This window comes from Nitrospira sp. CMX1 (assembly GCF_054902215.1).
The window spans coordinates 25,813-50,442 of record NZ_JBUBKD010000001.1; the positions used below are offsets into that span (position 1 = coordinate 25,813).

Here is a 24,630-nt window from a genome sequence, read left to right on the forward strand (position 1 = left end):
TCTCAGTTCACCCTCCCATCTGAAAGGATTCCTCCTCTCGTCCCATATCCTCCTGTGACTGCCATACACCGCCAGGCCACTCAGGAGGAGTCTATGGAGCAAGGCAACGGCACGAGCCAAGCGAACACACCGACTTTCCGGCGTGATCCCCGCCTCTATCAAATTGTCAGCCTGTCGACTCTCCTTCTCTACGGCCTCTTCTGGCTTCATTTCGATGTCTCAATCTGGCAGATCCTCATCACACTCGGTGTCGCCCAACTGACCCAATATGCCGGCACCCGTTATTTCAACCTCCCTTTCTTTGATCCTAAGAGCGCACTGATTTCCTCTCTTTCACTATGCCTTCTACTTCGCACCAATGATCTTGCAGTTGCTGCTCTAGCCTCGTTCATTGCCATTGGTAGCAAGTTCGTCATCCGCTGGAAGAACAAACACATCTTCAATCCGACGAATCTTGCTCTTGTTGTCATGCTCGTGAGTGGTCTCGGCTGGATTTCTCCTGGACAATGGGGACAGGTGGCTTGGTTCGGCTTTCTGGTCGCGTGTCTTGGGAGCCTTGTCATAACACGAGCAGCTCGCGCCGATGTCACACTGGCATTTCTGACCTTCTATATCGGACTGCTCATCGCCCGAGCTCTGTGGCTTGGTGATCCATTGACGATTCCACTGCATCAGGTTGAGAGTGGCGCACTGCTCATTTTCTCCTTCTTCATGATTTCCGATCCCAAGACGACACCGGACTCACGATGCGGGCGGATCCTGTTTGCACTGATCGTCGCCCTCACCGCCCTCTACACCCAATTCGGATTTTTCAAACCCAATGGCCTGCTGTGGGGACTCATCATCTGTTCACCAATCGTGCCGTTCATTGACCGACTCTTGCCAGGTCTTCATTACAACTGGTTGAGACCAACTATCGGTCACGGTTCTGTGCCTGTTCAACTGACTCCGGTGCTTCAACCACAAAGGAGGTTTTCATGAATCCTGTACTCGGCCCCATCATGACCTTTGCCATAAGTCTATTTCTCTGGTGCAGTGAAGCATCAGCATTCTGCGGATTTTATGTCGGCAAAGCGGATACCAAGCTCTTTAACAAAGCATCCGAAGTTGTCATCACTCGCCATGACAACAAGACCGTCATCACAATGGCCAATGACTTCAAGGGCGATGTGAAGGAATTTGCGATGGTTGTCCCAGTACCAACCGTGCTGGAGAAAGACCAGATCCACATCGGCGATCCGTCCGTGCTGAAACACCTGGCCGATTACTCGGCGCCTCGGCTCGTCGAATACTTCGATCCCAACCCTTGTCAGGCGCCATACCCGGAAAGTCGTGCCATGGATATGATGGCGAAGTCGGCTGCGGCTCCGGCGAGACAAGAACGAGAAAAGGCGCTCGGCGTGACTGTTGAAGCACAGTATGCAGTCGGCGAATACGACATCCTTATTCTCTCAGCCACGGAAAGCACCGGTCTCGAAACCTGGCTGAGTGAAAACGGGTACAAGATGCCAAAGGGAGCGTCACCTGTGCTCCAGAGTTACTTAAAACAGCGCATGAAGTTCTTTGTGGCCAAGGTGAATGTGTCCGAACAATCCAAGCTTGGCTTTACCCATCTGCGTCCTCTCCAAATTGCGTTTGAATCACCCAAGTTCATGTTGCCGATCCGGCTCGGGACGGTGAATGCCGACGGGACACAAGAACTCTTCATCTATACCCTGACACAGCAAGGCCGCGTCGAAACAACAAACTACCGAACGATTCGGTTACCGGAAGCCCAGGAGATTCCGCTCTATGTCAAAGACAAGTTCGGCGAGTTCTATCAAGACCTGTTCTCGCAGCAAGTGAAACGCGAGAGTGAGCGAGGCGTATTCCTTGAGTATGCCTGGGATATGAATTGGTGTGATCCCTGCGCCGCGAACCCGTTATCGGCTGAAGAGCTGCGGAGTTTGGGCGTTTTTTGGCAAGACAACCCTAAGGTGGTGGAGCACGGACGACCGTTCATGCCACAGGCGCAGAACGTCTTTCTCACAAGACTGCACGTTCGCTACGATGCCGCCCACTTTCCGGAAGACCTCATGTTTCAGGAAACGTCCGATCGGAATAATTTCCAAGCCCGCTATATCCTTCGCCATCCATGGACCGGCATTGACGACTGTCCCACCGCAACCACCTATCGAGAACAGTTGCGGGAACGGTATGAGCGTCAAGCACAGACACTCGCCAATCTGACCGGGTGGAACATCGGAGAGATTCGCAAGGCCATGAACCTCGCCTCATTGCCGGGAGACGCGGATAAGAAATGGTATCAGCGCTTGTGGGTAGACTGACCGAACGTGTGGCCGGCACAGTCGGCCTGGCTGTGCCGGCAATGACTCGATACCGACGCGAGATGAACTGGAAGGGTCTACACCTCAAGAGAGAATGAGGTCGAAGTCTCTGTAATCCTCTGATAGGCGATAAGCAAATTGTGACTGGATGTCAACGGTTCATCCGGACGTAGCCTATCCTCGGCTACATGTCGGTGATCATCCGTCGTAGATCCTGGCTCTTGTCGTAATTCCTTGGCGAGCTGCTCGCGTACCTTGTCGAGGAGCGCCGGCAGATGATGTCGAACTTTTTCGGTATCGATTCTCAGTTCATTCAAGGCGTCGAAAACCTGCTTCATCAATGCAGCGAATTGCTCGCCGTTCACCGGTGCCACAAGATGCGTTGCGTCAACGGAGTTAGGTGACGGGGTGGGCACCGTGGTACCGTCGGACGACTGCGGGATCACCGCCGCCGCCACTGGCGCCCCACCCGGGGTAACGCCTGAGGCCGACACAACCGTCACGGACCGGACAATCTCGATGCTGAGATCCAGACTGGAGAGGCTCTCCAGCCCATGAAACCCGTCGGCGAGGTGAACAGTTTGGGCCTTGGCCTCCTCATCATCCCCTTGAAAGAATCCACGAAAGATACTCGAGACGTTTTCAAACAATTTCTCGAGGTCCGTCACTTCGGCCTCGTTGAGATCTCCACTGACTGCCACGCCGAAATTGTGAGCACGTGCACTCTGCGCCAACCCAGCGCTGACAGTCCCAGTTCCTTGCGAAGTCTCAATAGAGGACTGGAGAGAACCGGCTTTATACTCCTCATCAATATCGGCCACCAGCGTCACTCGGTCGCCATCGGCCGTGATCACATTCAACCGTCCTGAAAATTCATGTGAGATCGAGAGCCCGCTAATCTTGGTATCCAGTCGCTGGATTCCCCCATCCGGTCGTGACCCCAGACTGAAGAGTTGTTGTGGATCAAACGATGTGAGGGACTGAACCTGCATGACCTATTCTCTGTCTTACCAAGATGAGAAGAAGACCGTCCTGTCACTCACCTATCGGTGCACAGACGACCGAACTTGAGGAACTCTATGCTATAGTGACGCCAATGTCCCTATCGACATGGAGGTCCACAATGCAGAACCGTTTACAATGTTTGGCAGTCGTGGGTGCAAGTCTAGTGCTGGGACTGACCGGCTGCACGATCAAATCCACCGTGAAAGAAATTACTGATACCACGTCCAACATCACGGGGACGACATCAGGGGCAGCCTGGTGGAGCGAGGATGGCCAGCTCAAACCGGACTTCAAGGCAACGGCCTTTGTGACTTTTAATCAGGCGAATCTCCAACAGGATTTGGCAGCAGGACGAGGCGAGTACCTGGCCTCGATGGGCAGACTGTTGGGAGTGTCGGCTGACCGCGAACCAGCCTTTTTCTCTGCCGTCCAAGCCAGCTATACCAAGACAGTTGATCAGAGTCCCGGAGGGCTGCTTGCGCTTCTGCGCGAAACATCAAAACCGTTCGTGCACTGATTAGTAAATCAAGCAGGCTGCTGAACGGTTGCCGAACCAGGCGGTTCGGCAACCGTGAGGTCAGCGTGGCGCCCGATCACCGTGCGGACCACTGCGCCATCTCTCAATACGAGAAAGTTTGTGGGTATGGCAGAAACACGAGGGCCCGGCAGGATCACCCCGGCGAGGTTCAATGGGTCTGTGGCTGACAGTTTGATCTCTTGCCCTGTCCCTGGCGATGCAGTCATTTTCCTGATCGCTCGCAAGCCCTCCACCGCTTCAGGCAACGCGAATTGTTCTCCTGTGAATCCGTCGACGAACCGGCCGCCGCGCACTTCCCCGGCCATCTCCATCCTCCGATACTGCACCAACAGATCTCGCCACGAAGAAACTAGCGATTCACGCACCAACAGATCTCGAAACACCACGCCGTAGCGGCGGAGCAATTGCTGAGCCACGTGTTCGCTTACACTGACAGCCGACAGCCGGTCGCTCTCAGCTGTCCGCAACAGCGACCACCGGCCGGCCGAGTGCCGAGGCCGCCGCGATCGCTCACGCCCTTCAGCGCGACGTCGATGCGGGTCCATGAGCGCCCGAAGATTATCGAATCCATCAGCCGTGACCAACCCAGCCGCCACCAATTCCCACAATCCCTGTTCCACTTCCGTCGCAAGATGATTGGTGCTCCTCACAAGATCACCGAAGAAACTGGCGCCCTGTTGCTGCAGCGTACGATAGAGATCTTGTCCCACTGCACTCAACGGTGCGAAAGGATCAAGACCCTCTACAGCCACATCACGATAGTACGCAGTGAGCAACCAGTTCCTCTCGTCGCGAGGAAAGACACTGATGGGCGCAAGGCTGGTAGGAGTGATGCGCCGCCGCTCCATCCCGCCACCCTGAGTCAATTTCGGATGAGGTGAGAGACGCCCCCAGCTCACCGCTCCACTCAGACACAGTCTGTCTAACAGTTCCGGTTCGTACTTGGCCATGCGGACTCGTAAAAGCTGTGGCTCCCAGGCAGAGGCTGCAGCTTCAAACCCGGCTAGCTGTTTGATCACCTCAGTCAGCCCCGCCTCACCATGCTGACGAGCCCCTGGCATCACATGCTGCCATTGCAGCAAGAATCGCATGAAGTCCGACGCTGTGACCGGCTCCACTTCCTTGCGCAAGATGCCGATCGTCAGGCGATGGATCCGAGCTAACAGGCGGCGGTGACACCATTCCGACGTAGAAACGATCGAGAGGACTGAGGACTGCCCTTCGACAGGCTCAGAGTCCCGAGCACCGTCGAGGGAAGGACTGAGTGCTGATATTCCTCGGAATCGACCACGGAGAACTTGCCCCTGCCCTTCCAATCTCATCATCGCTGCCTCCACTGCAGGCGATGGCACATGCAGCCGCTGGGCCAATTCGTCTATCGTTGTCGGGCCAATGCTCTCCATCCATCCCAGCACGATCGCATCGAGCGTTGAGTCATCCCCATCCGTTAATACTTGTTCGACTCTCTCATGATATTCTGTCGCACTCCATCCCCTCACTCCTAACCCCTCACCCCTCACGGTGAGTAGGAGCGCCCGCCCGGATTCCACAAGTTCTGGCAAATAGGAAGTCCACTGTGTTGCTTCAGACTCCGGTACCCAGACCAAGGTCAACAGTGCATCGTGCAGTTCATCGGCATCGCGCACCAGCGGCCATGATTCACGGCTCACTTCTTCAATCGCCTTCGGATCAAGCGCGCCGATCTCTCCAAGCAGTTCCGGCGGCAAGGTCCGCCGTAGTTCAACTGCACGAGATCGCCGTTCCTCCAACGGGGCATCGTCCAGAAATGCATAGGGATTGGCACTGAGGATTTCATGGGAAAAGACTGACGGCGCCGGCGTCTCCACCGCCACACAGCGGATCGCGCCGGATTCGACCCGTCGGAGAACCTCCGTGAGCCCCTCCACATCCATCGCCTCCGTCAGACAGTCGCGCAGTGTCTCCTGTACCAGCGGATGGTCAGGAATGTGTCGGGCCGCCCGTTGCCCTGTGAGGTTTTCCTGGCAAGCGATCGCATCAGGAAAGACCGCAGCCAACAAATCCTCTGCTTTCATCCGCTGAATCTGCGGAGGAACTTTCCTGCCGTTGGAAAAACGCAGCAGCGCCAGCGCTCGTGACACATTCCATCGCCAGCGGGTGGTGAACATCGGCGCGAGTAGGACGGCCTGGATCAAGACCTCACGCACCGTCTTGGAGTGGAGATAGCCGAAGACAGATTCAAGCGGAAAACTGTGCTTCTCACCGAGCGAGATTACAAGACCATTGTCCGTCGCCGCAGCCTGTAACTCGAAGTCGAATGTCACACAGAACCGTTTGCGCAGCGCCAGCCCCCAGGCCTTGTTGATCCGTCCGCCGAATGGTGCGTGGATCACCAGCTGCATCCCGCCGCTTTCATCGAAGAACCGTTCGGCGACAATGGTATCTTGCGTCGGGACTACGCCAAGCACACCCTTTTCTGCCAACACATATTCAATCGCCTGTTGAGCGCCCCGTTGATCGAGTCCGCATGCGTGGTGAAGCCACTGAACAGGTGAGGCGTAAGAGGTCAAGGGTGAAGAAGTTCCGTTCGCAATTCTATCAATCTCAGCGCGCAATAACGCCACTTCCGCGGAGAGTTCGGTTGTACGGGAAGGAGCCTCGCCGCGCCAGAAGGGAATGCTGGGTGGTGCACCGTGAGCATCCTCCACCCGCACCTTGCCCATTTCAACGCCTTTGATCCGCCAGGATGTGTTGCCGAGCAACATGATGTCGCCGGCGAGACTCTCCACGGCAAAATCTTCATCCACCGTGCCCACCACCGTACCGTCCGGCTCTGCCACCACCGCATAGTTCGCTGTGTCGGGAATCGCGCCACCGGAGGTGATCGCCGCAAGCCTCGCCCCACGCCGCCCCTTGATCCGACCGTTAATACGGTCATGGTACAGATAGGCCAACCCTCTTCCTCGGTTGGTGGCGATCCCTTCCGTCAACATGCGGACGATCCGATCAAACGTTGCCCGCTCTAGATGACGATAGGGATCAGCACAGCGCACAAGCGTAAACAGGTCCTCTTCCGTCCAGCTCTGGGTCGCTGCCGCCGCGACGATCTGTTGAGCCAGGATATCCAATGGTGCCGGTGGGACCTCTATGCGATCCAACGTTCCATTCTTGATCGCACAGATCAGCGCCGCACATTCGAGTAATTCGTCTCTCGTCGTGGCGAACAGGCGGCCTTTTGGAATGGCCTTGATCCAGTGGCCGGCACGACCGATTCGCTGGAGACAGGTCGCAATCGCTCTCGGTGAACCGATCTGGCAAACCAGATCGACGGTGCCCACATCAATGCCGAGTTCCAGTGATGCCGTTGCCACGACCACGCGCGTCTTGCCCGACTTCAAGCGTTCCTCGGCTGATAAACGGATTTGCCGTGAGAGGCTGCCGTGATGGGCCGCGACCGCGTCAGGCCCGAGATTCGAAAGCCGTTCCTCCAGATAGTGCGAGACCCTCTCGGCCAAGCGGCGTGTATTGACGAACACCAAGGTCGTGCGATGTTCTCGCACCAATTCAGCCAACCGGTCGTAGATATCGGACCAGATCGCATTGGTGGCAATGGCACTCAGCTCATCTTTTGGTACTTCAACCGCGAGATCCATCTGGCGGGTGTGGCCGACGTTGATGATACGGCAGAGGGCTGAAGGCTGAGGACTCGGGACTGAGTAGAGATCAGTTGATAGAGCACGTTTGCCCACAAGAAATGCGGCCACGGTTTCAATGGGGCGTTGCGTAGCGGAGAGGCCGATACGCTGCGGCTTCGTGAACGTCAACGCTTCCAGCCGTTCGAGTGACAGCGCCACATGGGCACCACGTTTATTTGGCGCAAGGGCATGGATCTCATCGACAATCACTGTGCGCACTGTCTGCAACAGCCGTCGGCTCTTGTCAGCCGTCAGTAAGATGAAGAGAGACTCCGGCGTCGTCACGAGAATGTGCGGCGGCCGCTTGAGCATCTGCTGTCGATCCGCCATCGGGGTATCGCCGGTACGGACCAGCACGCGCAACTCCGGCATCATGAGTCCGGCTTGAAGTGCACGCTCACCGATCTCGGCAAGAGGCTTCTGGAGATTTTTCTGGATGTCGTTACTCAGGGCCTTCAGCGGGGAAACGTAAAGCACCTGCGTGTGATCGTCAAGCTCGCGATTGAGGGCTTGCTTGAAGAGGTGGTCAATGCAGGAGAGAAAGGCTGCGAGGGTCTTGCCCGATCCGGTCGGTGCCGCGATCAGTGCATCTGCTCCAGACTGAATCGCTGGCCACGCCTGTTGCTGAACCTCCGTTGGTTCACCGACCGACGACTGAAACCATTCAGCAATGAGGGGATGAAAACCCGAGAGCGGCATGGTGTGGAATCGTACCACACCCTACCAAGTAGCTCTATCGCGGGTCAGTCAAGAATCCCTGACTCACCCGGCTCACCTCCCTCGTTACCGATACCGGTTGGTCCAGACATTCTTGCGCGTCCGGTCAGGCTGTCACCCTACGGCTACCGCATTGCCGCCGCTGTCGATTCTAATTTATGAAAGATTCGCATAGCTGCAGCCGTGGCTCTCAATCAGGCACGTCGTCTGCCAACTTTTTGAGATCGAACTAGTCGGGCTGCTGCTGGTATCAGGCTACCAGCCAACAGCGGCATGCAGAGAAATGTGAGTCCCAGCACTAAAGCATGTATCATCATAGAGTCCTCCAAGGGAATAGCATTGTGTCCTCTCTCGGTTAATCCTTGGTCGGACTTTACTGACAGCCCTTTCAGGACACGTCTCATCCATCTGCTACATTTCGGCCTAACACTCAAGTCGTCGGCCGCACGATGACCCTTCCCAGGTCGACCGCCACGCCAACAACGGACATGTCCGGTCCTTGAGACTCTCACCGGACGAGTTATCCACCGCAGTATGAAAGGCCCAACTATGTGGGTGTTCCTGATCATCCTGCTCACTCCTCCTTCTGGAATTCGTCCAGAAACTGTCCTCAATGTCTTCGAGACCTATCATGCCTGCCAGCCCGAATAGCAGCAGATTGGGCTTGAAATGGCAAAAGAGCTATCTCGGCGACCACGACTTCCCAATCGTCTACGAATTCCGGAAAAAGAACTCTTCACTGCAACCACCAGCATTCCAGGAGTTAGAACGGCAGGCTTCACTCACCGCAGAAAGATTGTGAACCAGTCCCCCCGCGCGAAGCGTCTCGGCTAACAGTTTCAGATTATAGGTTTCAAGTCTGAGGCGTTTTAGTTTCTGTATAACGTGAAACGTTGAACATGAAACCTGAAACTCAGCCCCCCATTCCCCTGTGCCCGACATCTATGGCATCATGTCCGCCTGATGCAGCTCTCCATCGTCATCCCCGCGTTCAACGAGGCACGTCTGATCCAACAGACCCTCCAGTCTGTGGCAACTTCGGTTGCCGCAAATACAAAGCCTGGGTTCACATCGGAAGTGATCGTGGTCGACAACAATTCCAGCGACAACACAGCAGACCTCGCCAGACAGGCCGGAGCTCGCGTCGTCTTCGAACCGATCAACCAGATCGGTCGAGCACGCAATGCCGGTGCAACGCAGGCCACCGGTGATTGGCTGCTGTTTTTAGATGCGGACAGTCTGCTCAGCCCAGAACTGCTGGCAGATATTCTGCGTGTGCTTGAGTCAGGGAAATATGTTGGCTGCGGGAGCACGTTACGGATGGATGACTTGCCCTGGTGGGCCAATCTCACGTTGCAACTTTGGACCACGACCTCGGTATTCTGTCGCTGGGCTGCCGGGGCACTCGTGGTCTGCCGACGCGATGCCTTTCAAGCCGTCGGCGGGTTCGACCAGGAACTGTATGCATTGGATGAAATCCGGCTCAGTAAGCAGCTCAAACAATGGGGTCGGCAGCGGGGCTTGCAGTTCACCATTTTAACCAGACACCCGCTTGAAACCTCATCTCGCAAAATCTCGCTCTACTCAAGCCGCGAGATCGCGGCCCAGATCTTCCGCATCTTCTTCCTCCCAAAGAAGACGCTCCAAGACAAGAAGCATCTCTCGGTCTGGTACGACGGCCGACGCTGACGGGAAGCTATTGTTACTGTACCTAGCCATCGTGATCGTCCTGTTCGGTCAGCACCAACACGATCCGTGACTCCTCAACTCTATTCTCACTTGGGACACCAACGCCTCGTATCAGCACTTCCTTCCGAGCGCGTTCGGTCAGACACCATATTTGGCAATACCCATGATCGGAGGATGCGCCATCTTGGCAAAGAGCACTGAGGATTTTACCCGCGAAATCGACCAATATTGGAGGAAGCGTGATGATATGGCTGATTGGACTCAACATTTCAGGAGAAACCCGTGCCAAGTCACTGAGCAACCTAGAGGCACAGGGATTGACGTACACGGGTTTCAACAAGGGCGAGAGAATCAGAATTCCTGATCCACGAGGCGAGACTTCTTCCTTCTCATCGCATCCGTCGATGTAACGCTTATCAATGCCTGAAGTCATGACAAAGCATCTCCCATCCGATCATCAGCTGGTGATATCATATTGCCACTCGGCTTCCACTCAGTCATCAAGGTCATGACCATCTTGCTTGCCGATCGCGTTATTCAATGAGTTGATCGACTGCTGGTGCGATACGAGCATACGCGTCATCCCGTATTGGCACAGATAAGACTGTGATGCTTTTTTTGACGGCTTTGACATCTTTTATACTTTTTCTCCGCCGCAACTACTCCAGTACTCATTTGCATGTTGTTGGGGAACGAAGCAGTGGCGGTACGTAGGCAAGCAGGATTGACAGTAGGTTTCGGATACTTGGAAATTTTCCGCTTCGAGACCATGCATCCTCAAATAGAGATGCGGCTCATGCCACAAACCAACCCCACCTTCGGGACCCAAGTCACCCCGGATTCTCTGGCAGAAACAGCAGATCACCACTACTGGTTTCATGATGGCTCCTTTCATCATCCATACCCCCCTTCCCCATCAACCCGTCCGCCACCTGTCTTTTTCAGGGATGGACGCAATAATGCGCTATGCCATTGCGACACGCATGACTTGACGACGAAATATAGTTCGACGACGGATTTCGCGCTCCGCTGCCGTACGTTTCCTGTTCATCAGAATCACCAAATCAATGAGCTCTCCGCACAAGATGCACCGGAAGACCGGCGTCCCCTCTGTGACGAGCCCACCCGCCTCGTCACGCACTTCACTGCAGCACAGGAGCCCCTGGCATCGTGAGCAATTCATACGTGCACCCGACAATCCTGGTCAGTTCAACGAAAGACTCCTTCCCTGCCCATATTGAGTCTCGCGAGAGACGGTGCGGGAATCGGTCTGGTCGATACCCCATAGTCGAACTCGGCCGTACGATGGAGCACCAGTGTCCCCTTTCGGCTAAGCCGATCGATCACGGCAAACACCTCATTCCAAGAAAACTGGGAAAGCCGTTCGCTCAAGGCACGAAGCGCGCAGGGCCCGTTCCGATAGAGTTCCATCCGAATGGCCGATTCAATCATTGCGGTTCGCATCTCAAATCCTCCTTGTGAGATCGGTGCTGTTCCTCCACATGTGACGGTGTCGCGCCGCACACTCCCAATGACTCGTGCTGAACCCACGCATGACGATCGAGCTTGCAAACAAGACTCTTGTCGCTCGCATCGAGTAATAGCGGGAACACCGATCTCCCACAATCAATGTAATCACGATTATTTCGTCGGATTTCTACACATATAGTTGTCCTAATTTCGACGACAGGACGACCGTCGCCGTTGGTCGAGCGCGTCATTGCCTGGCTCCAGTGGCAACGACGGCTCCTCGTGAGCAAGAGTACGGTGCCACCAACTTCCTGAAGATTGCGCAGCTCGTGTGTGTTACAAGCCTCCTCAAGCTATTTGAGATGGGTACTAGACCGGCGTGGCGCAAACATGATGCACGTGGAGCAGAAGGTTCTGCCGATTGGGCACGCCGACCTTGTCGAAGATGTTCGTCATGTGATGCCGGACCGTACTGTCACTAATCGACAACTGATAGGCGATGTCTTTGTTCGAGAGTCCCTGCCCTACCAATCGGATAATCTCGCGTTCCCGCTCGGTCAAGACTTCGGGCCACGCCCGCGATGGTGCGTTGGGGTTGTCCTGCTTTGTGACGGGAGGCCCGAGGCCCAGCCCCACGGCGCCGTTCCCATCCCCATAGGCCTGGGGTGGGGCGGGAGCATACAGCGCCTCAATTACTGCAAGCATGACGGTGGGCGGTTGAATCTTGAGAATAATGCCGTCGACACCGGCGGCAAATGCCTCGCGCGTGCGGTCCTGGTCCTCAAGCCCGCATAACAGCACGATCTTACTGGTCGTGGCAAACTCCCGAATCTGGTTGATGGTACCGACGGCGTCGTGTTCGGTCTCCAGATCCAAGATAAACACGTCTGCTCGTGCCCCGACCGGAAATCCGTCCGAGATCCTCCACTGGGACGGGGGCACGACCATTTGGACAGTCGCGCGACCCCCGAGAATTTTCTGCAAGCCAAACCACACCAAACACTGACGGCTCAGAATTGCGATCATGAGGGATGGACTCACAGCGCTGGTGTCGGTCATGAAGTCTCCTTAACTAGAGGGGTAACTGGATCCACTGGTTTGCCGAACTTATTGACAGAAGCCGGACCACGAACTGCTCGTTCCCATTCATTTCATGGCGGGCTTGAAGATGCCTTGGCGGAGATCCAACACCCTGCTACACATCTTGATTGAGTACGTGCTGTTCGGCCGCCAACCAATCTTTAAGGGCCTGGCCATCCTTTCGGCCATGCTCCTCATACAAAGCATAGGCGCGTTCCGAGATGCGCGCATGGATACCGTGGGAATGTTCATCAGGCCGGTTGATCACGCCGTTTCCGTTACTCCGTGATTCGGCTCCTGTGTCACGTTGTGTGGAGCGTGAGACTGACTGAGTTTTCTTGGCCATGACAAGTTCTCCTCCTAATTTTTATAACTAACGCTTACTATTCCGCGTCCACTACCGGTTGGTCGACGCGTTCACCGTTTTATGCCGCTGCCGCACTCAGTTCCGACTGAAGCACCGCGCCGATGTGCGAGCATTCCATCGGCTTGACCAGAAAACGGCGAACGCCTTGGCGAAACACCACGTGCGTTAGGTCCTCGCTACTCTGATCCGCCATCATGATCACCGGAACGGATGGGCAAATGGTCTGGATCAGAAGAGGTACTTCAACCAAGTCGGCCTCGGCAGCGGACGTAGAACAGCCGAGGCCGACAAGGACCGCCTTCGGCCTGAAACCGGCCAACGCATCGATCGCGGCATTGACTGTCCTGATGAATACCGGGTGATAGCCGTGAGTGGCGAGCCAATCGGCAAGTTTCAACCCAAATTTCTGGTCCTGTTCCACAATCATCACCCTGGTTCTCTCACTGTTCTGTCTATTTGCCATCATCCGATCTCCTTTCACTTCCGCCTTAGTCTCATGCCATGTCACGGTTCATGGCGCGACGCCGTATCGGGTCACCTGAGATAGGACAGCCTGGCACTCCTGGTCTTGCGATGACCCGGGAATGGGAAAAGGCGGCTCGATGAGATGAATAACCACATAGTCGACGCCGCGCATGCATCTGACCGAGAGGCGTCCTTGCCGGCTGAAGATGATCCACCGCCGAAAACACTGGCGCCCAGGAATAGGTCGGCAACCGGCGAACCAATTCATCGAAGGTACAGGTCCCTACGCCGGCGATTTTTCGACACATACATAGAGTCGACACTGAGGATAGCCATTTCTGCCATAACAGTCTCCTGTGCTGAGGGGAGAACAAGAGATGATCTGTTGCGCGACGTGTACAGGTAGATGTATAGCCGAATAGTATGAGAAACCCTATCGACAAAAACTGGATTTTCTTGTCGGATCGGCAACGACAGCACTGTCGTGGTTCGTACGACAGAGACGAGAAGACGTGTTGCGACGAAAGTGCTGAGTGCTCAGCGTGAAAGCTGAAGTGGACAGAGGTCATGGACCAACGAGTGGCAGAACCGTACCCGCATATGCCATTTCAACTCAATACTCAGCACTCAGAACTGGGGGCTGGAGTAGCTAAGGTCTGTTGATCTCGAACTGATACCAGGTTTTGAGCTGCTGTAACAGTGTTCGCTTGTACTCCAACCAACAGTGCGGCCGCTCGGGCGGTTGTACCAGCCACAAAATACTCCAAGAGCTTCTGCTGACTTAAGCTCGGCATACGACTCTGATGCGGAGAGATCATTCGCTAAACGTACCCCCGGCTTGGGTCCCTTAGCTACCCCAGCCCCAGAACTCTTATTCTCCAATTCCCTGTTGAACCGCGTAGCGCATGAGTTCCGCGTTGTTCTTAAGATTCAGTTTTTCAAGAATACGGGCACGGTAGGTACTGATTGTGGTGATCCCTAAATGCAGATGATGGGCTATTTCCGAAACGGTCTTCCCAGAGGCCAGGAGGCGCATCACTTCGTACTCCCGGTCGGACAAAAGGTTCTGCGGTGTCGCTTCGTCACCACGGTGAAGTAGGTGCACGAGCTTCTCACCGAGGGCCTGGCTCACATACTGGCCGCCAGCAACCACCTTCTTGATGGCCGTTACCAACTCCTCCGGCGCGCTGGCCTTGGTCAGATAGGCGTCGGCCCCGGCCTTGAACATACGGACAGCGTACTGATCCTCCTGGTACATGGTCAGTATGATGACGGGCAGTGTTGGACAAACTTTTTTCACGTGCTTGAGTGCCTCGGTTCCGGTGGTGCCGGGCATGCTGATATCCAGAATGAGTACATCCCATTTCTTACGCCGGATCAGCTCGAAGAGGTCGTGGGCGTTGTCGCACTCCCCGACCCTGACGGCTTCCAGGCCGTCCGTCAGCAGCTCCTTGACGCCAAGCCGAAAGAGCGGATAATCCTCAGCGATCAGAATGTTCAGCATCAGGGTACCAAAATCGCCAACTGACAGCGCGAGACCTATCATCTCGAGCTGTTCGCGAACGGTTATGCTGCACTGGATAGGGCCACTCGCACCGTCACCGTCGTGCCTTTCCCTGGCGAGCCGACGATCGTCACCTCTCCGCCAAGGCTTGCGGCACGCTCGCGCATCCCCAACAAACCCAACGAGGTTGACTCGGTGAACTTTTCAGGAGAGATCCCCACTCCATCATCCTGAATGGCGAGCAGCAGATTGTTGTCCGATTGTTTTATCACCACCTGGATAGTGGTGGCCTGGGCATGTCTGGCCGTGTTCGTGAGGGCTTCCTGGCAAATACGGAACAGCGACGTGGCCTGCTCCGGTTCCATGGCGATATCGTCCGCGCTGCTCACACAGATGCAGGGGATACCGGTGCGCTGCTCAAAATCTCGACATTGCCATTCAATCGCCGCGACCAGGCCAAGATCATCCAGTAGACTAGGCCGCAACTCGGTCGCGATTCGTTGCACGGAGGCAATGGTGGCATCGACCTGCTCTACCATCGACCTGATCTTGTCCTCCATCTTTTTTCGAACCCTTGCCCCGGGTGGCTCGCCCATGATCGTACGCAGGCGAGAGAGGTCGACCTTCAGGCACGTCAGCCCAACACCAAGTTCATCATGCAGCTCGCGGGCAATGCGGGTTTGTTCTTCTTCTCGCACCGTGGTGAGTCGCTCGCTTAGCATGCGAAGTTCCTCCAATGTCGCGCGCAGTCGTGCTTCCCCAAGTTTACGCTCCGTCACGTCTTCCACCCTGCCTTCGTACCCGACAAACGTCCCGGCCGGGTCGCGCAGTGCCCGTGCGCCTTCGGAAACCCAGATCCAGCTGCCGTCTTTTCGGTACACGAGCGCCTCGAAACCAGTTACCTTCTCTTGTTCCTGCATCAAGCGAATAAATTCATCACGACGTCCATGGTCCACGTACAGATGGCCGGCGAGGTTTGTGACCGTGGCGATCATGTCGTCCGGAGAGTCGTATCCATATATGCGGGCGAGCGCCGGATTCACGGCGACATACTTCCCGTCGGGCGTGGTCTGAAAGATTCCCTCGACGGCGTTCTCAAAAATGCTGCGATATCGTTCTTCACTTTTTCGCAACGCCTCTTCTACCAGCTTGCGTTCGGTGATATCGCGACCTTCGGGGATCAGGAGCGTCACGTTGCCGTGCTCATCTCGAACGGGTTTAAGCGAAAAATCGACATACGCCAGCTCCCCGGTGACGCGAGGATGCGTGGCTTCGAACCGAACCATGGTTCCTCCTGCAGCCTGGCGGACGGCCTCGCGCAACCGGTTCTGAAGTTCCGATGAGTGCGCCCACCAGGGCGTGTCCCAAAATAACTTTCCGAGCACGTCTTCTTCCCGGATACCGGCGAACTGTAACGCCGATCGGTTGGCCTCAATCACCGTACCATCAGTCTTCATTAGGCCGATAAATTGGAACGTTTGGTCAAAGATGGCCCGTAAACGCGTTTTGCTCGACTTCAGCGCAGCTTCCGCCCGTTTACGCTCGGTGATGTCACGCACAAACGCACAGTGATATTCCTTGCCTTCATGGATCAAAAAATTGACACTCACCTCGATGGGTATCAGCCGGCCATCTTTTGCCTGATGGGCCGTCTCAATCACCATGGTCCCGCGGCGCTGGGTTTCTAACCAAAACCCCGGCCACATGTCCGCCTGAAAGTCGGGATTCAGATCGTGGACGGTCATGGCACACAATTCGTCTTTGGAATAGTTCAGCATGCGGCATGCCGCCTCGTTCACATCCAGGATCTTGGCCTGCGGATCAACCCAGTACACAGCGTCAGCGGCCCGCTCTACCGAGAATTTCGCCAGCCGCAAGGTCTCCTCCGCCTGACTGTGTAGTCCTGTGAATGTTGCGATTTTCTCTGGTTGTGTTGCTGGCAGGTCTGTCGAGGGAGTCGATTGCGCCCGTGGCACCGTGGCTTTCAAAGGGCGTCGCTTGGCACTCTTGTTTTTATTGGCGTCGACCTTGGGACGAACTCTTTTTTTCTCATACTTTCGTGACGTCGCCATCACGGAGTCCTCCCCTCGGACTGTCAATAGAGGCAGTACCAACCTCTCGTCGCTCGCTGCTGAGAGGCTAAGTGGCAATCAAAGTCTAAGCCTTTTATCATGTGACAGACAAGTACATGGGTAGGGTCGCACTGAGGTGGCCAGGATTTGACGGATACCGTTAAACAGAAACAGGATTCCAGGTGGAGGTGTCCGATGGCAGCCGTCAACACTTTTCCTTGGAATCAGGCGGCCTCTTTCGACGGCTACCGTATGGGCAGGCGAGGTATGACCGACAACGTTCGCGATTCACGCTTCACAATTAAATCCCCGCGTACCATTCATACTCCTGATCCTCCCAATACCCCCTTCCCACCTCCAATGCCGGCCAAGGAGTCGACCAACTCGATCTTCATCACATACTTTGCCTGTTTATACCCAAACTGCCGCTCAAAGCGGAGTCGCAACGGAGCACAATGCGGCACATCGAGCAGCGCGTCATTGAGTTCGTACGCCAAAATGGCCTGGGGGTGATAACAATCGGCCACCGCTATGCTCTCATAGTAGGCAATCCCCTCGTCATCCACATCGGCACAGTGGAACACGGCATAACGCACGTTCGGTAATGGCTCAACCTGATGCAGGAGGTCACCGATCGGCATGCCGGTCCACTTCCCGATAGCGCTCCATCCTTCGACACAGCGGCGCGTGATCTGCGTGCGCGCGGGTAACTCGTTGAGTGCTGCGAGCGACCAACTCCTTGGCATCTTGACCAGACCGGTCACCTCCAACGTCCATTCAGCAAAGTTCTGGGTCACATGCTCAGCATAGACTTCCGTCCCTGAATCGCTATTCCCATTCGCCGGAAAGCTCGTGGAGATTTCGGATGATCTGTACTCCTTCGCCAGTGCATCACGTGGAGTCACCGCCCACTGCACCGCCTCTGTCAGTCGTTCCCCCTTGCTGAGGATGCCGGGAAACCAGCTGCTCCTGGTGAGATTGTCGCACCCGGACAATACCACCAGGCTCGCAGCCCCCACCGTACCCTTCAACAACTTACGCCGTTTAATTGCACGTCCATGCCTCATGACCGACTCCTTCATGTTTGATGGTAAACCAGCCCGTGACCATCACTTGGAACACGTGAATCAGGATAAATCCGACGAACGAAAAACAGGCGGCACAGTGAATCGTCCTGACAGCCTGACGACCTCCCAGGACCGTTAAGATGCCTGAGCAGGCAATGTCGAATGAGCACGCCATAGGCCCACCTCCTCACAAAATAGAACGCCTAGCAGGTAGTCAGAGATGGTCCTAGTTCCTTACAGGCGAATGGGACGGGGGCTGCAGAAAGAAATGGGACAGTATCTGAAGTTTGGTTCACTGTGCTGAGGGTTCATCTCTTGTATCAAATTCGATTCACCCCCATGAATCTCTTTTGATACATCCGTCTACTATCAGAAGATACGGCTCAGAGTATGCGTATAACTTACAGCATTGAAAGTAAAGGGATTACCCTGTTGGCATCCTATGGCTCGATTCGCATGCTCAAAATTGGCACCCGACTTGCTGTTTCTAAATTGGGGAATCATCAGAAACCAGCAACCGTAACCACATCTCGCGCTAGACGTCACTCTTGAACGCGAAGCAGTTACGGAAAATGGCATCTACACCCATCATTGCCTTCAACGGGAGGGCCCGCCATGGCGATACGAAACATCTATCTAAAGATAGAACAGCTTCCCGGGTATAGCCCCGTCGAGCCAAGCGGTCATGCTGCGGCCAACTATCGACGCGACTGTATGCGCAACCCTGGGCATGAAGACGGAACCATTCCTCTGGCCGAAGTGGATGCGCGTCGACTGGATGCCTTGATCTACCGTGAGTATCTTGACCCCGGATACCTTCTTCCGAAACCCGACAAGTTGGTACTCACCGACATCAATGAGCCGGTTTTTGCACATCGGGTTCCCGGCACCGTAATCTACACGCACCCTGGCGATCATCTTCACATCAAGGTGGTGAACGGCGACACCATGCCGCACAGCTTTCATGTCCACGGGTTGAGCTACGGCATTGACTCAGATGGCTCATGGCCCTTCGGCACTCAGAGCACCGACGGCCGCCGCTCCGACGAGATCTGTCCCGGACAGTACTGGGTCTACCACTTCACCATCACTGATGAGATGAAAGGCGCATGGCCATTCCATGACCACGCACGCCACATTGCCGAGAGCATAAACCGTGGTTTGTTCGGCGGCATCGTCGTGCTCCCAAGAGCGCATCGTCCACCGCATCGCATGGTGCTTCCGCCGATGGTGGCAAGCTACCTCAAATCCAAGTTCGAGGACTTGAAACTCGATCATGATGACCATGAACGAGACGATCGAGACACCGAGCCGGTTGCCCACGACGCGCCAGCCCCCGCTGCTGTCCTTTTGGGTGGCCACGAGGTTGGTGGCAGCCACGGTGGGCATGAGCATGGGGCTGGTCATGTCTTGACCGGCCCGATAGACTTTGACCTGCGTGCCCGACGCGACTTCCTCGAAGAATGGTCGCAGTTACACTATGCGCATCACCGACCACCGCATACTGAGATCTTGCACGTACCCATGTTCATTCACCAGATGAGCAAGGTCAAAGGCGCAGCAGCCTTCAACAAGAGTCCTTTCTCCCCCGGCGATGCACCATTCGAGGTGGTGTTCGGAGCAGCGGGAACCTTTGGTTACCACTGTGAGATCCATACATCGATGCAGGGTACCGTAGTGGTCGAGCCAGGCGGATTGGCCGAAGCCGTGGTCGCCATCATCGACGCCGACCCGATGCACATGAGGTTTGATCCGCTCGAAGTTCACATCCAGCCTGGCGGCAACGTGCGCTGGACCGCGGGCACCGTGCACACCCACACCGTGACCGAGAACGGCGCAGGGTTGCCGAGCTTCTGCTTGAACGGACGCTCATTTATCGGGAATACCCCCACCATCGTCGCGCATGCCGGTCAAACCATCCACTGGTACGTGTTTAATCTTGATCTTGGCATGGGCTGGCACAATTTCCATGTGCATGGACAGCGCTGGAAATTCGCCAACGAAACGATCGATTCACGCAGCATCGGACCGGCGGAATCATTCGTGGTTGAGACGACAGCGCCACCAGTCATCCTACTGCCGGCCGATATCGCGGCTACGCAGGACCCGAAGCACCGTCCGCGCGACGCACGTGCCTATCACCTGCGCGGCGACTTCCTGTTTCACTGTCATGTCGAGATGCACATGATGCAGGGTCTGGCTGGCCTCGTGCGCTCGAAGCAGACAGTATGGCTGACGGCCGACCAAGCTCGGCGGTTGAGAGCCGAAAGCGGCCTGGCGCTGGACGATGGTAGCAATACATGCCCGACGGTTGACGACCACCGCTGCGAGGAGTTCAACTGCGGTAAGTGGGAACTCGTCCCGGGCGCGACGGACGTCTGCATGATGCATGCGATCTTGCTGCCCAATACACAGCGCGTGCTGCTCTTCGGCTATGGGGATACAAGGGACGACCTGAGCCGGGTATGGGACTACAGCACGGCAGCCGGTAGCCTGGTGACACCGCCCAACCAACCATTCGACGTCACCATACCCTTGCATAGCCGACCCTTGGCCAATATCTGGTCGGCTGAACACGCGTTCGTCAACGACGTGGCAGGAACCGTACTGGTGCATGGTGGATTCACGCCGCGCGAGAGTTTTTTCTTCGACCCGGCCACGTTACAGTGGTCACGCGTGGTACCCACCACCGACGAACGCTTCTACTCGAGCACGCTAACACTGGCCGACGGCAAGTTGATGACCTTGTTCGGCTCGGCATCCAAGTCAATAGAGATCTTCGACCCTTCCACAGGTACTTGGGCTCCCCCCGTTGCCACACCCGGCGCCATGGCGCATCACCAGTACTACCCGTGGACCTATCAACTTCCTGGTGGAAAGCTATTCATTGCCGGCCCGCACGAGCCCACGCAACGCTTCGACTGGACTACCGGAGTGACGAATGTGGAATCGTTCCCCACAATCGCCGGCAACCGCAGCACTGGTGGTGAACGCGGTACATCCGTGCTATTGCCGCTTCGACCACCAAGCTATACCCCGCAGGTACTCATTGCCGGCGGGGATCCGGCACCGGCGCAGCAAACGGCCGAGATCATCGACCTCTCCGTCGCAACCCCGGGGTGGACCGCACTCCCCAACCTAAACCGGCCGCGCATGCACCAAGTCAACACGGTCCTGCTACCTGACGGCCGGATCTTCCTCGCTGGCGGCATCGACGGCACGGACGGCGGCCCGGCCGAAATCTTCGACCCACGCAATCCAGGAGCCGGCTGGGAGTTGTGTGCGACCATGTCGATCCCTCGAGGCTATCACTCTGCGGCAATCCTGCTGGCAGACGGCAGTGTGCTGATGGGTGGCGACAGGCCTGGGGCCTGGAAGTCCGGGGAAACGACCGCGCACGAGCGCTACTTCCCCTGGTATTATCCGCTGGCGCGTCCCGAGATTTCAGCGGCTCCAACCAGTGTAGGCTATGGAACTTCCTTCGATATCCAGACGCCCACCCCGGCTGGCATTACCGAGGTGGTGCTGCTACGCCCTGGAGCGGTGACACATGGTTGGAACCAATCCCAGCGGCTTGTTGAATGCGTTCGTCTTGGCAATACCGCCACGGCGGTGCAGGTACAGGCGCCACCTAACGGGAACATTGCACCCCCAGGCTATTATCTTCTCTTTATCCTCACAGGGACACGTATACCTTCGAATGGACGATGGATTCGGGTGATCTAAATGCTACGGCCTGCAGCTCCGATTATCGAGCTGCAGGCCGGTAGACAAAGGGATCGTCGGAATGGTGGTTTTAGTAGCCCATGGCTCCCTTGAGACTTCCCTTCATCGCATCCTTGCCGGCCTTCATCTCATCTTTCATCGCATCCTTCGACGCTTTCATAGAATCTGTTTTAGCCTTTATGTCCCCTTTCATTTCGTCCTTCATCGCACCAGGCTTTCCTTTCATCGCATCAGTGCCGGCCTTCATGTCCCCTTTCATAGTATCGACATCAGCCTTCATCTCGCCTTTCATCTCGTTGGCCATGGAGCCAAGCTCACCGGCGAAGGACACCGTCCCGGCGCACATCAGACCAACCACTGCTGCCACTGTGATCATCTTCTTCATTGAGAATCTCCTCATTGTGAATGGTGGATTGACCTTGTGAACACACAACATCCGACTCATCCCGCACGCTTGTCTATGTCTGAACCTCCGGCCAGTCGGCATCGGCCTATTGGATATACCCCGGAACATCCGACAGCCATCTCGTCCGAACGGCCTCACTATAATTGAGATACAGTGTACCATGGACCACGCTAAAGGCCGCTGGATCGATCCTGGCCTTATACCCCTGGGCCTTGTCATAAGCACAGTAGCCGCCGTACCAGTGTGTGACATCAATTTCGGCGAGAGACTACACAATGCGCAGAGACACAGCATGCATCTTACAATCGGGGATACTCAGCTGCCGGATCGTAGGTGGCTTGCCCGAGCAACAAAGGCCTCTCGCAACCGATGATGGTCTGCCGGTTCCTCTTCTGCCTGAAGTAGCGCCCGGACCATATCCCGGACCGTGGCGATCTGTCTCACATAAGTTTCGCAGCCAGCACAAATGGCCAAGTGCAGCACAATTCGTCGCTTCCGCTCATCACCAACATGGTCATCCAGGTAGGCCGATACCCACGCCACCAACTCCTGGCAGGTGATCTCTGGGTTGATCTGTCCCCGCTCTTCCTGTGCCATTACCACTCCCCTTCACTGCCTAATCTTGAGTCAGCTTTAACGGCATTTTCTTACACAGCAGCTTTTCGCCCCCCAAGTAGGTTTCTACTGCCTGTCGTACCCGCTCTCTCGCCCGATGGAGACGGACGTAGAGGTTCGTTTCGGTAATCCTCAAGATTTCGCAGGCTTCCTTGGCCTCAACCCCTTCGACATCGCGTAGGATAAGTACTTCTTTCAACGTCTGTGGCAACGATTCAATGGCTCGATTCATCGCGTTGACAACCTGTTGCGATGCCAAGAGCTTCTCCGGTGTCTGATCGTCCCATGGTTGCGGCGGAACGGCCCAGTGGCCGACCCATTCGCCGGACTGGTGAAAGCAAAAGGGATCGATCATGTCGTCGTCCTCATCGTCAACAGATTCAAAGGCGGAGAAAGTGACATGCCGTTTCTCCCGCACCCCGCGATCCTTGGCCTTGTGAATCATGATGCCGAAGATCCAAGTGCGCAGCGACGATCGTCCTTCGAAACGATCCAACCCTTCGATGACCGCCATCCAGGTGTCTTGGACGATCTCTTCTGCTACTTCCCGATCGGCCACATACCCCATGGCCGTTCTGACCAATGCACCGTGGTGTTGTCTCACGAGCTCATCGAACGCCCCTTCATCACCCGTTCTCAGTCGTGAGAGAAGGACAGCCTCTCTGTTCACCTCTATCGTGGGTTGACCCAACGCTGGCTCTTGCCCTGCCCGCATACGATAGCTCATTGATTTAGTACCCATACTGGTGCGCACGTTCATAACCGGCCTCCAATCTGGAGCAACTCCGTCATCAGGGCCGGAGCGCTCGTAAGTGTGACGCGGGAGTGGGAAAACGAGTTGAGGACCTCAACACCCAGACTATCGACGTAATCAACATGGGAACAATCCAAAAACACGGACTTCTGTTGCCTAAGATAGACCCGGCACTCTCCATCGAGCAGCGCCGCCCATTGCTCCGTGATCTTGCCTTCCAACTTGAGGAGAACGTCTCGCCCGCTCTCCTGTATTTTTGTGATCTTCAACATCATGACTTCTCCTCTTGTCTCACCGTGATGCCAAGCCTATTGAGCAACCGTAGTGCCACGGCACTCGCAAAAGAGAAACGCGATGTAAGTGATTGACAGAACAAAACTATTACGAATGGCAATTCAAAGAAGGAACGCCGATACAGGCGAGATCATTCCCGACATATTGGGAGCGTCCCAATATGTCGGGAATGCTTGTTGGGAAAATGATTATTGGCTGATCGCGTCTACTTATGGCGGGAGTTTAAGAAGATGAAGGGCGTGAGCTCAACCGTTTCACCTTTCACCTCATCACGCTTTGCTTGTGACTCGTGTGATACCCAACTTCTTCATGCGGGCTTCCAGCGTGGTGGGCTTCAAGCCAAAAATTGCGGCGGCGCCTTGGTCGCCACTGACGCGCCAATTCGTCTGATTCAGGATATTGAGGATGTGTTGCCGTTCTATTTCCTCGAGGGTGAGAGCATTGCCACTGGCACCCTTGTTGGCCGAAGGGGTGAGCCAATCAATCGGCTCCAATTCCGATCCTTCACTCAAGATCACCGCCCGTTCAATAACATGCTCGAGTTCACGGACATTCCCTGGCCACGGGTACCGTTGCAACGCTGTCATCATCCGTTCGGAAATTTTCTCATTTTTCTTTCCGAGGTTGGTGGCATGCTTTTGCACAAAGTACCGGACGAGTAACGGGATGTCGTCTTCCCGCTCACGCAACGCCGGCAAATGAACCGGAAACACGTTCAAGCGATAGTAGAGGTCCGGACGGTATTGGCCGGCCTTGGAAAGTTGTTCGAGATTGCGGTTCGTCGCTGCAATGACACGCACATTCACCTTGAAAGTCTGTGTACCGCCCACCCGCTCGAATTCGCCCTCCTGTAACACGCG

At 55.8% G+C, this 24,630-nt stretch carries 22 protein-coding genes; 5 read left to right on the top strand and 17 right to left on the bottom strand.

Features of this window, described 5'->3' with window-relative positions; genetic code table 11:
- Nucleotides 1-93 precede the first annotated feature (93 nt).
- On the top strand, nucleotides 94-981 hold the full coding sequence (locus ACYX34_RS00130; protein ID WP_462074523.1) for an RnfABCDGE type electron transport complex subunit D: 888 nt from the start codon (nucleotides 94-96) through the stop codon (nucleotides 979-981).
- On the top strand, nucleotides 978-2,327 hold the full coding sequence (locus ACYX34_RS00135) for a DUF2330 domain-containing protein (RefSeq protein ID WP_462074524.1): 1,350 nt from the start codon (nucleotides 978-980) through the stop codon (nucleotides 2,325-2,327). The genes ACYX34_RS00130 and ACYX34_RS00135 overlap by 4 nt, the downstream gene beginning before the upstream one ends.
- Before the next feature lie 77 nt (nucleotides 2,328-2,404).
- On the opposite strand, the gene ACYX34_RS00140 is transcribed toward ACYX34_RS00135, so the two are convergent.
- On the bottom strand, nucleotides 2,405-3,319 hold the full coding sequence (locus ACYX34_RS00140) for a hypothetical protein (RefSeq protein ID WP_462074525.1): 915 nt from the start codon (nucleotides 3,317-3,319) through the stop codon (nucleotides 2,405-2,407).
- A gap of 131 nt (nucleotides 3,320-3,450) precedes the next feature.
- Here ACYX34_RS00140 and ACYX34_RS00145 point away from each other — a divergent pair, with 131 nt between their 5' ends.
- Nucleotides 3,451-3,849, top strand: coding sequence for a DUF3015 family protein (locus ACYX34_RS00145; protein ID WP_462074526.1), 399 nt, complete (start codon nucleotides 3,451-3,453; stop codon nucleotides 3,847-3,849).
- A gap of 8 nt (nucleotides 3,850-3,857) precedes the next feature.
- Here the strand turns inward: ACYX34_RS00145 and ACYX34_RS00150 are convergent, their stop codons facing one another.
- Nucleotides 3,858-8,243, bottom strand: coding sequence for a DEAD/DEAH box helicase (locus tag ACYX34_RS00150; RefSeq protein WP_462074527.1), 4,386 nt, complete (start codon nucleotides 8,241-8,243; stop codon nucleotides 3,858-3,860).
- A gap of 981 nt (nucleotides 8,244-9,224) precedes the next feature.
- Here ACYX34_RS00150 and ACYX34_RS00155 point away from each other — a divergent pair.
- Nucleotides 9,225-9,950: a glycosyltransferase gene (locus tag ACYX34_RS00155; RefSeq protein WP_462074528.1), complete on the top strand. Its 726-nt coding sequence runs from the start codon at nucleotides 9,225-9,227 to the stop codon at nucleotides 9,948-9,950.
- Nucleotides 9,951-9,972: 22 nt separating this feature from the next.
- On the opposite strand, the gene ACYX34_RS00160 is transcribed toward ACYX34_RS00155, so the two are convergent.
- The 10 genes from ACYX34_RS00160 to ACYX34_RS00205 all read right to left on the bottom strand — a co-directional run bounded on the left by ACYX34_RS00160 (nucleotide 9,973) and on the right by ACYX34_RS00205 (nucleotide 18,150).
- Entirely contained in the window at nucleotides 9,973-10,383 is a 411-nt protein-coding gene (locus tag ACYX34_RS00160) for a hypothetical protein (protein WP_462074529.1), read from the bottom strand.
- 531 nt (nucleotides 10,384-10,914) lie between these two features.
- Nucleotides 10,915-11,133, bottom strand: a complete 219-nt coding sequence (locus ACYX34_RS00165) for a hypothetical protein (protein WP_462074530.1) — start codon at nucleotides 11,131-11,133, stop codon at nucleotides 10,915-10,917.
- A gap of 26 nt (nucleotides 11,134-11,159) precedes the next feature.
- The gene (locus tag ACYX34_RS00170) at nucleotides 11,160-11,414 is read right to left on the bottom strand and encodes a hypothetical protein (RefSeq protein ID WP_462074531.1); all 255 of its coding nucleotides are present in this window, start codon (nucleotides 11,412-11,414) and stop codon (nucleotides 11,160-11,162) included.
- A gap of 375 nt (nucleotides 11,415-11,789) precedes the next feature.
- Nucleotides 11,790-12,479, bottom strand: a complete 690-nt coding sequence (locus ACYX34_RS00175) for a response regulator transcription factor (RefSeq protein WP_462074532.1) — start codon at nucleotides 12,477-12,479, stop codon at nucleotides 11,790-11,792.
- A gap of 136 nt (nucleotides 12,480-12,615) precedes the next feature.
- On the bottom strand, nucleotides 12,616-12,846 hold the full coding sequence (locus ACYX34_RS00180; protein WP_462074533.1) for a DUF2934 domain-containing protein: 231 nt from the start codon (nucleotides 12,844-12,846) through the stop codon (nucleotides 12,616-12,618).
- A gap of 79 nt (nucleotides 12,847-12,925) precedes the next feature.
- Nucleotides 12,926-13,333, bottom strand: coding sequence for a hypothetical protein (locus ACYX34_RS00185; RefSeq protein WP_462074534.1), 408 nt, complete (start codon nucleotides 13,331-13,333; stop codon nucleotides 12,926-12,928).
- Nucleotides 13,334-14,203: 870 nt separating this feature from the next.
- Nucleotides 14,204-14,878, bottom strand: a complete 675-nt coding sequence (locus ACYX34_RS00190; RefSeq protein ID WP_462074535.1) for a response regulator — start codon at nucleotides 14,876-14,878, stop codon at nucleotides 14,204-14,206.
- A gap of 20 nt (nucleotides 14,879-14,898) precedes the next feature.
- Complete coding sequence (locus tag ACYX34_RS00195; RefSeq protein WP_462074536.1) at nucleotides 14,899-16,908, bottom strand: PAS domain S-box protein; 2,010 nt, start codon at nucleotides 16,906-16,908, stop codon at nucleotides 14,899-14,901.
- 320 nt (nucleotides 16,909-17,228) lie between these two features.
- Nucleotides 17,229-17,975, bottom strand: a complete 747-nt coding sequence (locus ACYX34_RS00200; protein ID WP_462074537.1) for a molybdopterin-dependent oxidoreductase — start codon at nucleotides 17,973-17,975, stop codon at nucleotides 17,229-17,231.
- Nucleotides 17,953-18,150 carry a hypothetical protein gene (locus ACYX34_RS00205; protein ID WP_462074538.1) on the bottom strand — a complete coding sequence of 66 codons (198 nt, stop codon included), beginning with the start codon at nucleotides 18,148-18,150 and terminating at the stop codon, nucleotides 17,953-17,955. Before ACYX34_RS00205 ends, ACYX34_RS00200 begins: the two co-directional genes overlap by 23 nt.
- Before the next feature lie 440 nt (nucleotides 18,151-18,590).
- Here ACYX34_RS00205 and ACYX34_RS00210 point away from each other — a divergent pair, with 440 nt between their 5' ends.
- Nucleotides 18,591-21,701 (top strand): galactose oxidase-like domain-containing protein, encoded by a 3,111-nt coding sequence (locus ACYX34_RS00210; RefSeq protein WP_462074539.1) that lies wholly within the window; start codon nucleotides 18,591-18,593, stop codon nucleotides 21,699-21,701.
- Nucleotides 21,702-21,771: 70 nt separating this feature from the next.
- Here the strand turns inward: ACYX34_RS00210 and ACYX34_RS00215 are convergent, their stop codons facing one another.
- From ACYX34_RS00215 to ACYX34_RS00235, 5 genes are all read right to left on the bottom strand, one after another.
- Nucleotides 21,772-22,086 (bottom strand): hypothetical protein, encoded by a 315-nt coding sequence (locus tag ACYX34_RS00215; protein ID WP_462074540.1) that lies wholly within the window; start codon nucleotides 22,084-22,086, stop codon nucleotides 21,772-21,774.
- A 336-nt stretch (nucleotides 22,087-22,422) separates the two neighbouring features.
- Nucleotides 22,423-22,704 carry an anti-sigma factor family protein gene (locus ACYX34_RS00220; protein ID WP_462074541.1) on the bottom strand — a complete coding sequence of 94 codons (282 nt, stop codon included), beginning with the start codon at nucleotides 22,702-22,704 and terminating at the stop codon, nucleotides 22,423-22,425.
- Between the two features lie 19 nt (nucleotides 22,705-22,723).
- Entirely contained in the window at nucleotides 22,724-23,482 is a 759-nt protein-coding gene (locus tag ACYX34_RS00225) for an RNA polymerase sigma factor (protein WP_462074542.1), read from the bottom strand.
- Nucleotides 23,479-23,751, bottom strand: a complete 273-nt coding sequence (locus tag ACYX34_RS00230) for an STAS domain-containing protein (protein ID WP_462074543.1) — start codon at nucleotides 23,749-23,751, stop codon at nucleotides 23,479-23,481. Before ACYX34_RS00230 ends, ACYX34_RS00225 begins: the two co-directional genes overlap by 4 nt.
- 288 nt (nucleotides 23,752-24,039) lie before the next feature.
- A partial coding sequence (locus ACYX34_RS00235; protein ID WP_462074544.1) for an AAA-type ATPase lid domain-containing protein occupies nucleotides 24,040-24,630 on the bottom strand: 591 nt, incomplete at its 5' end.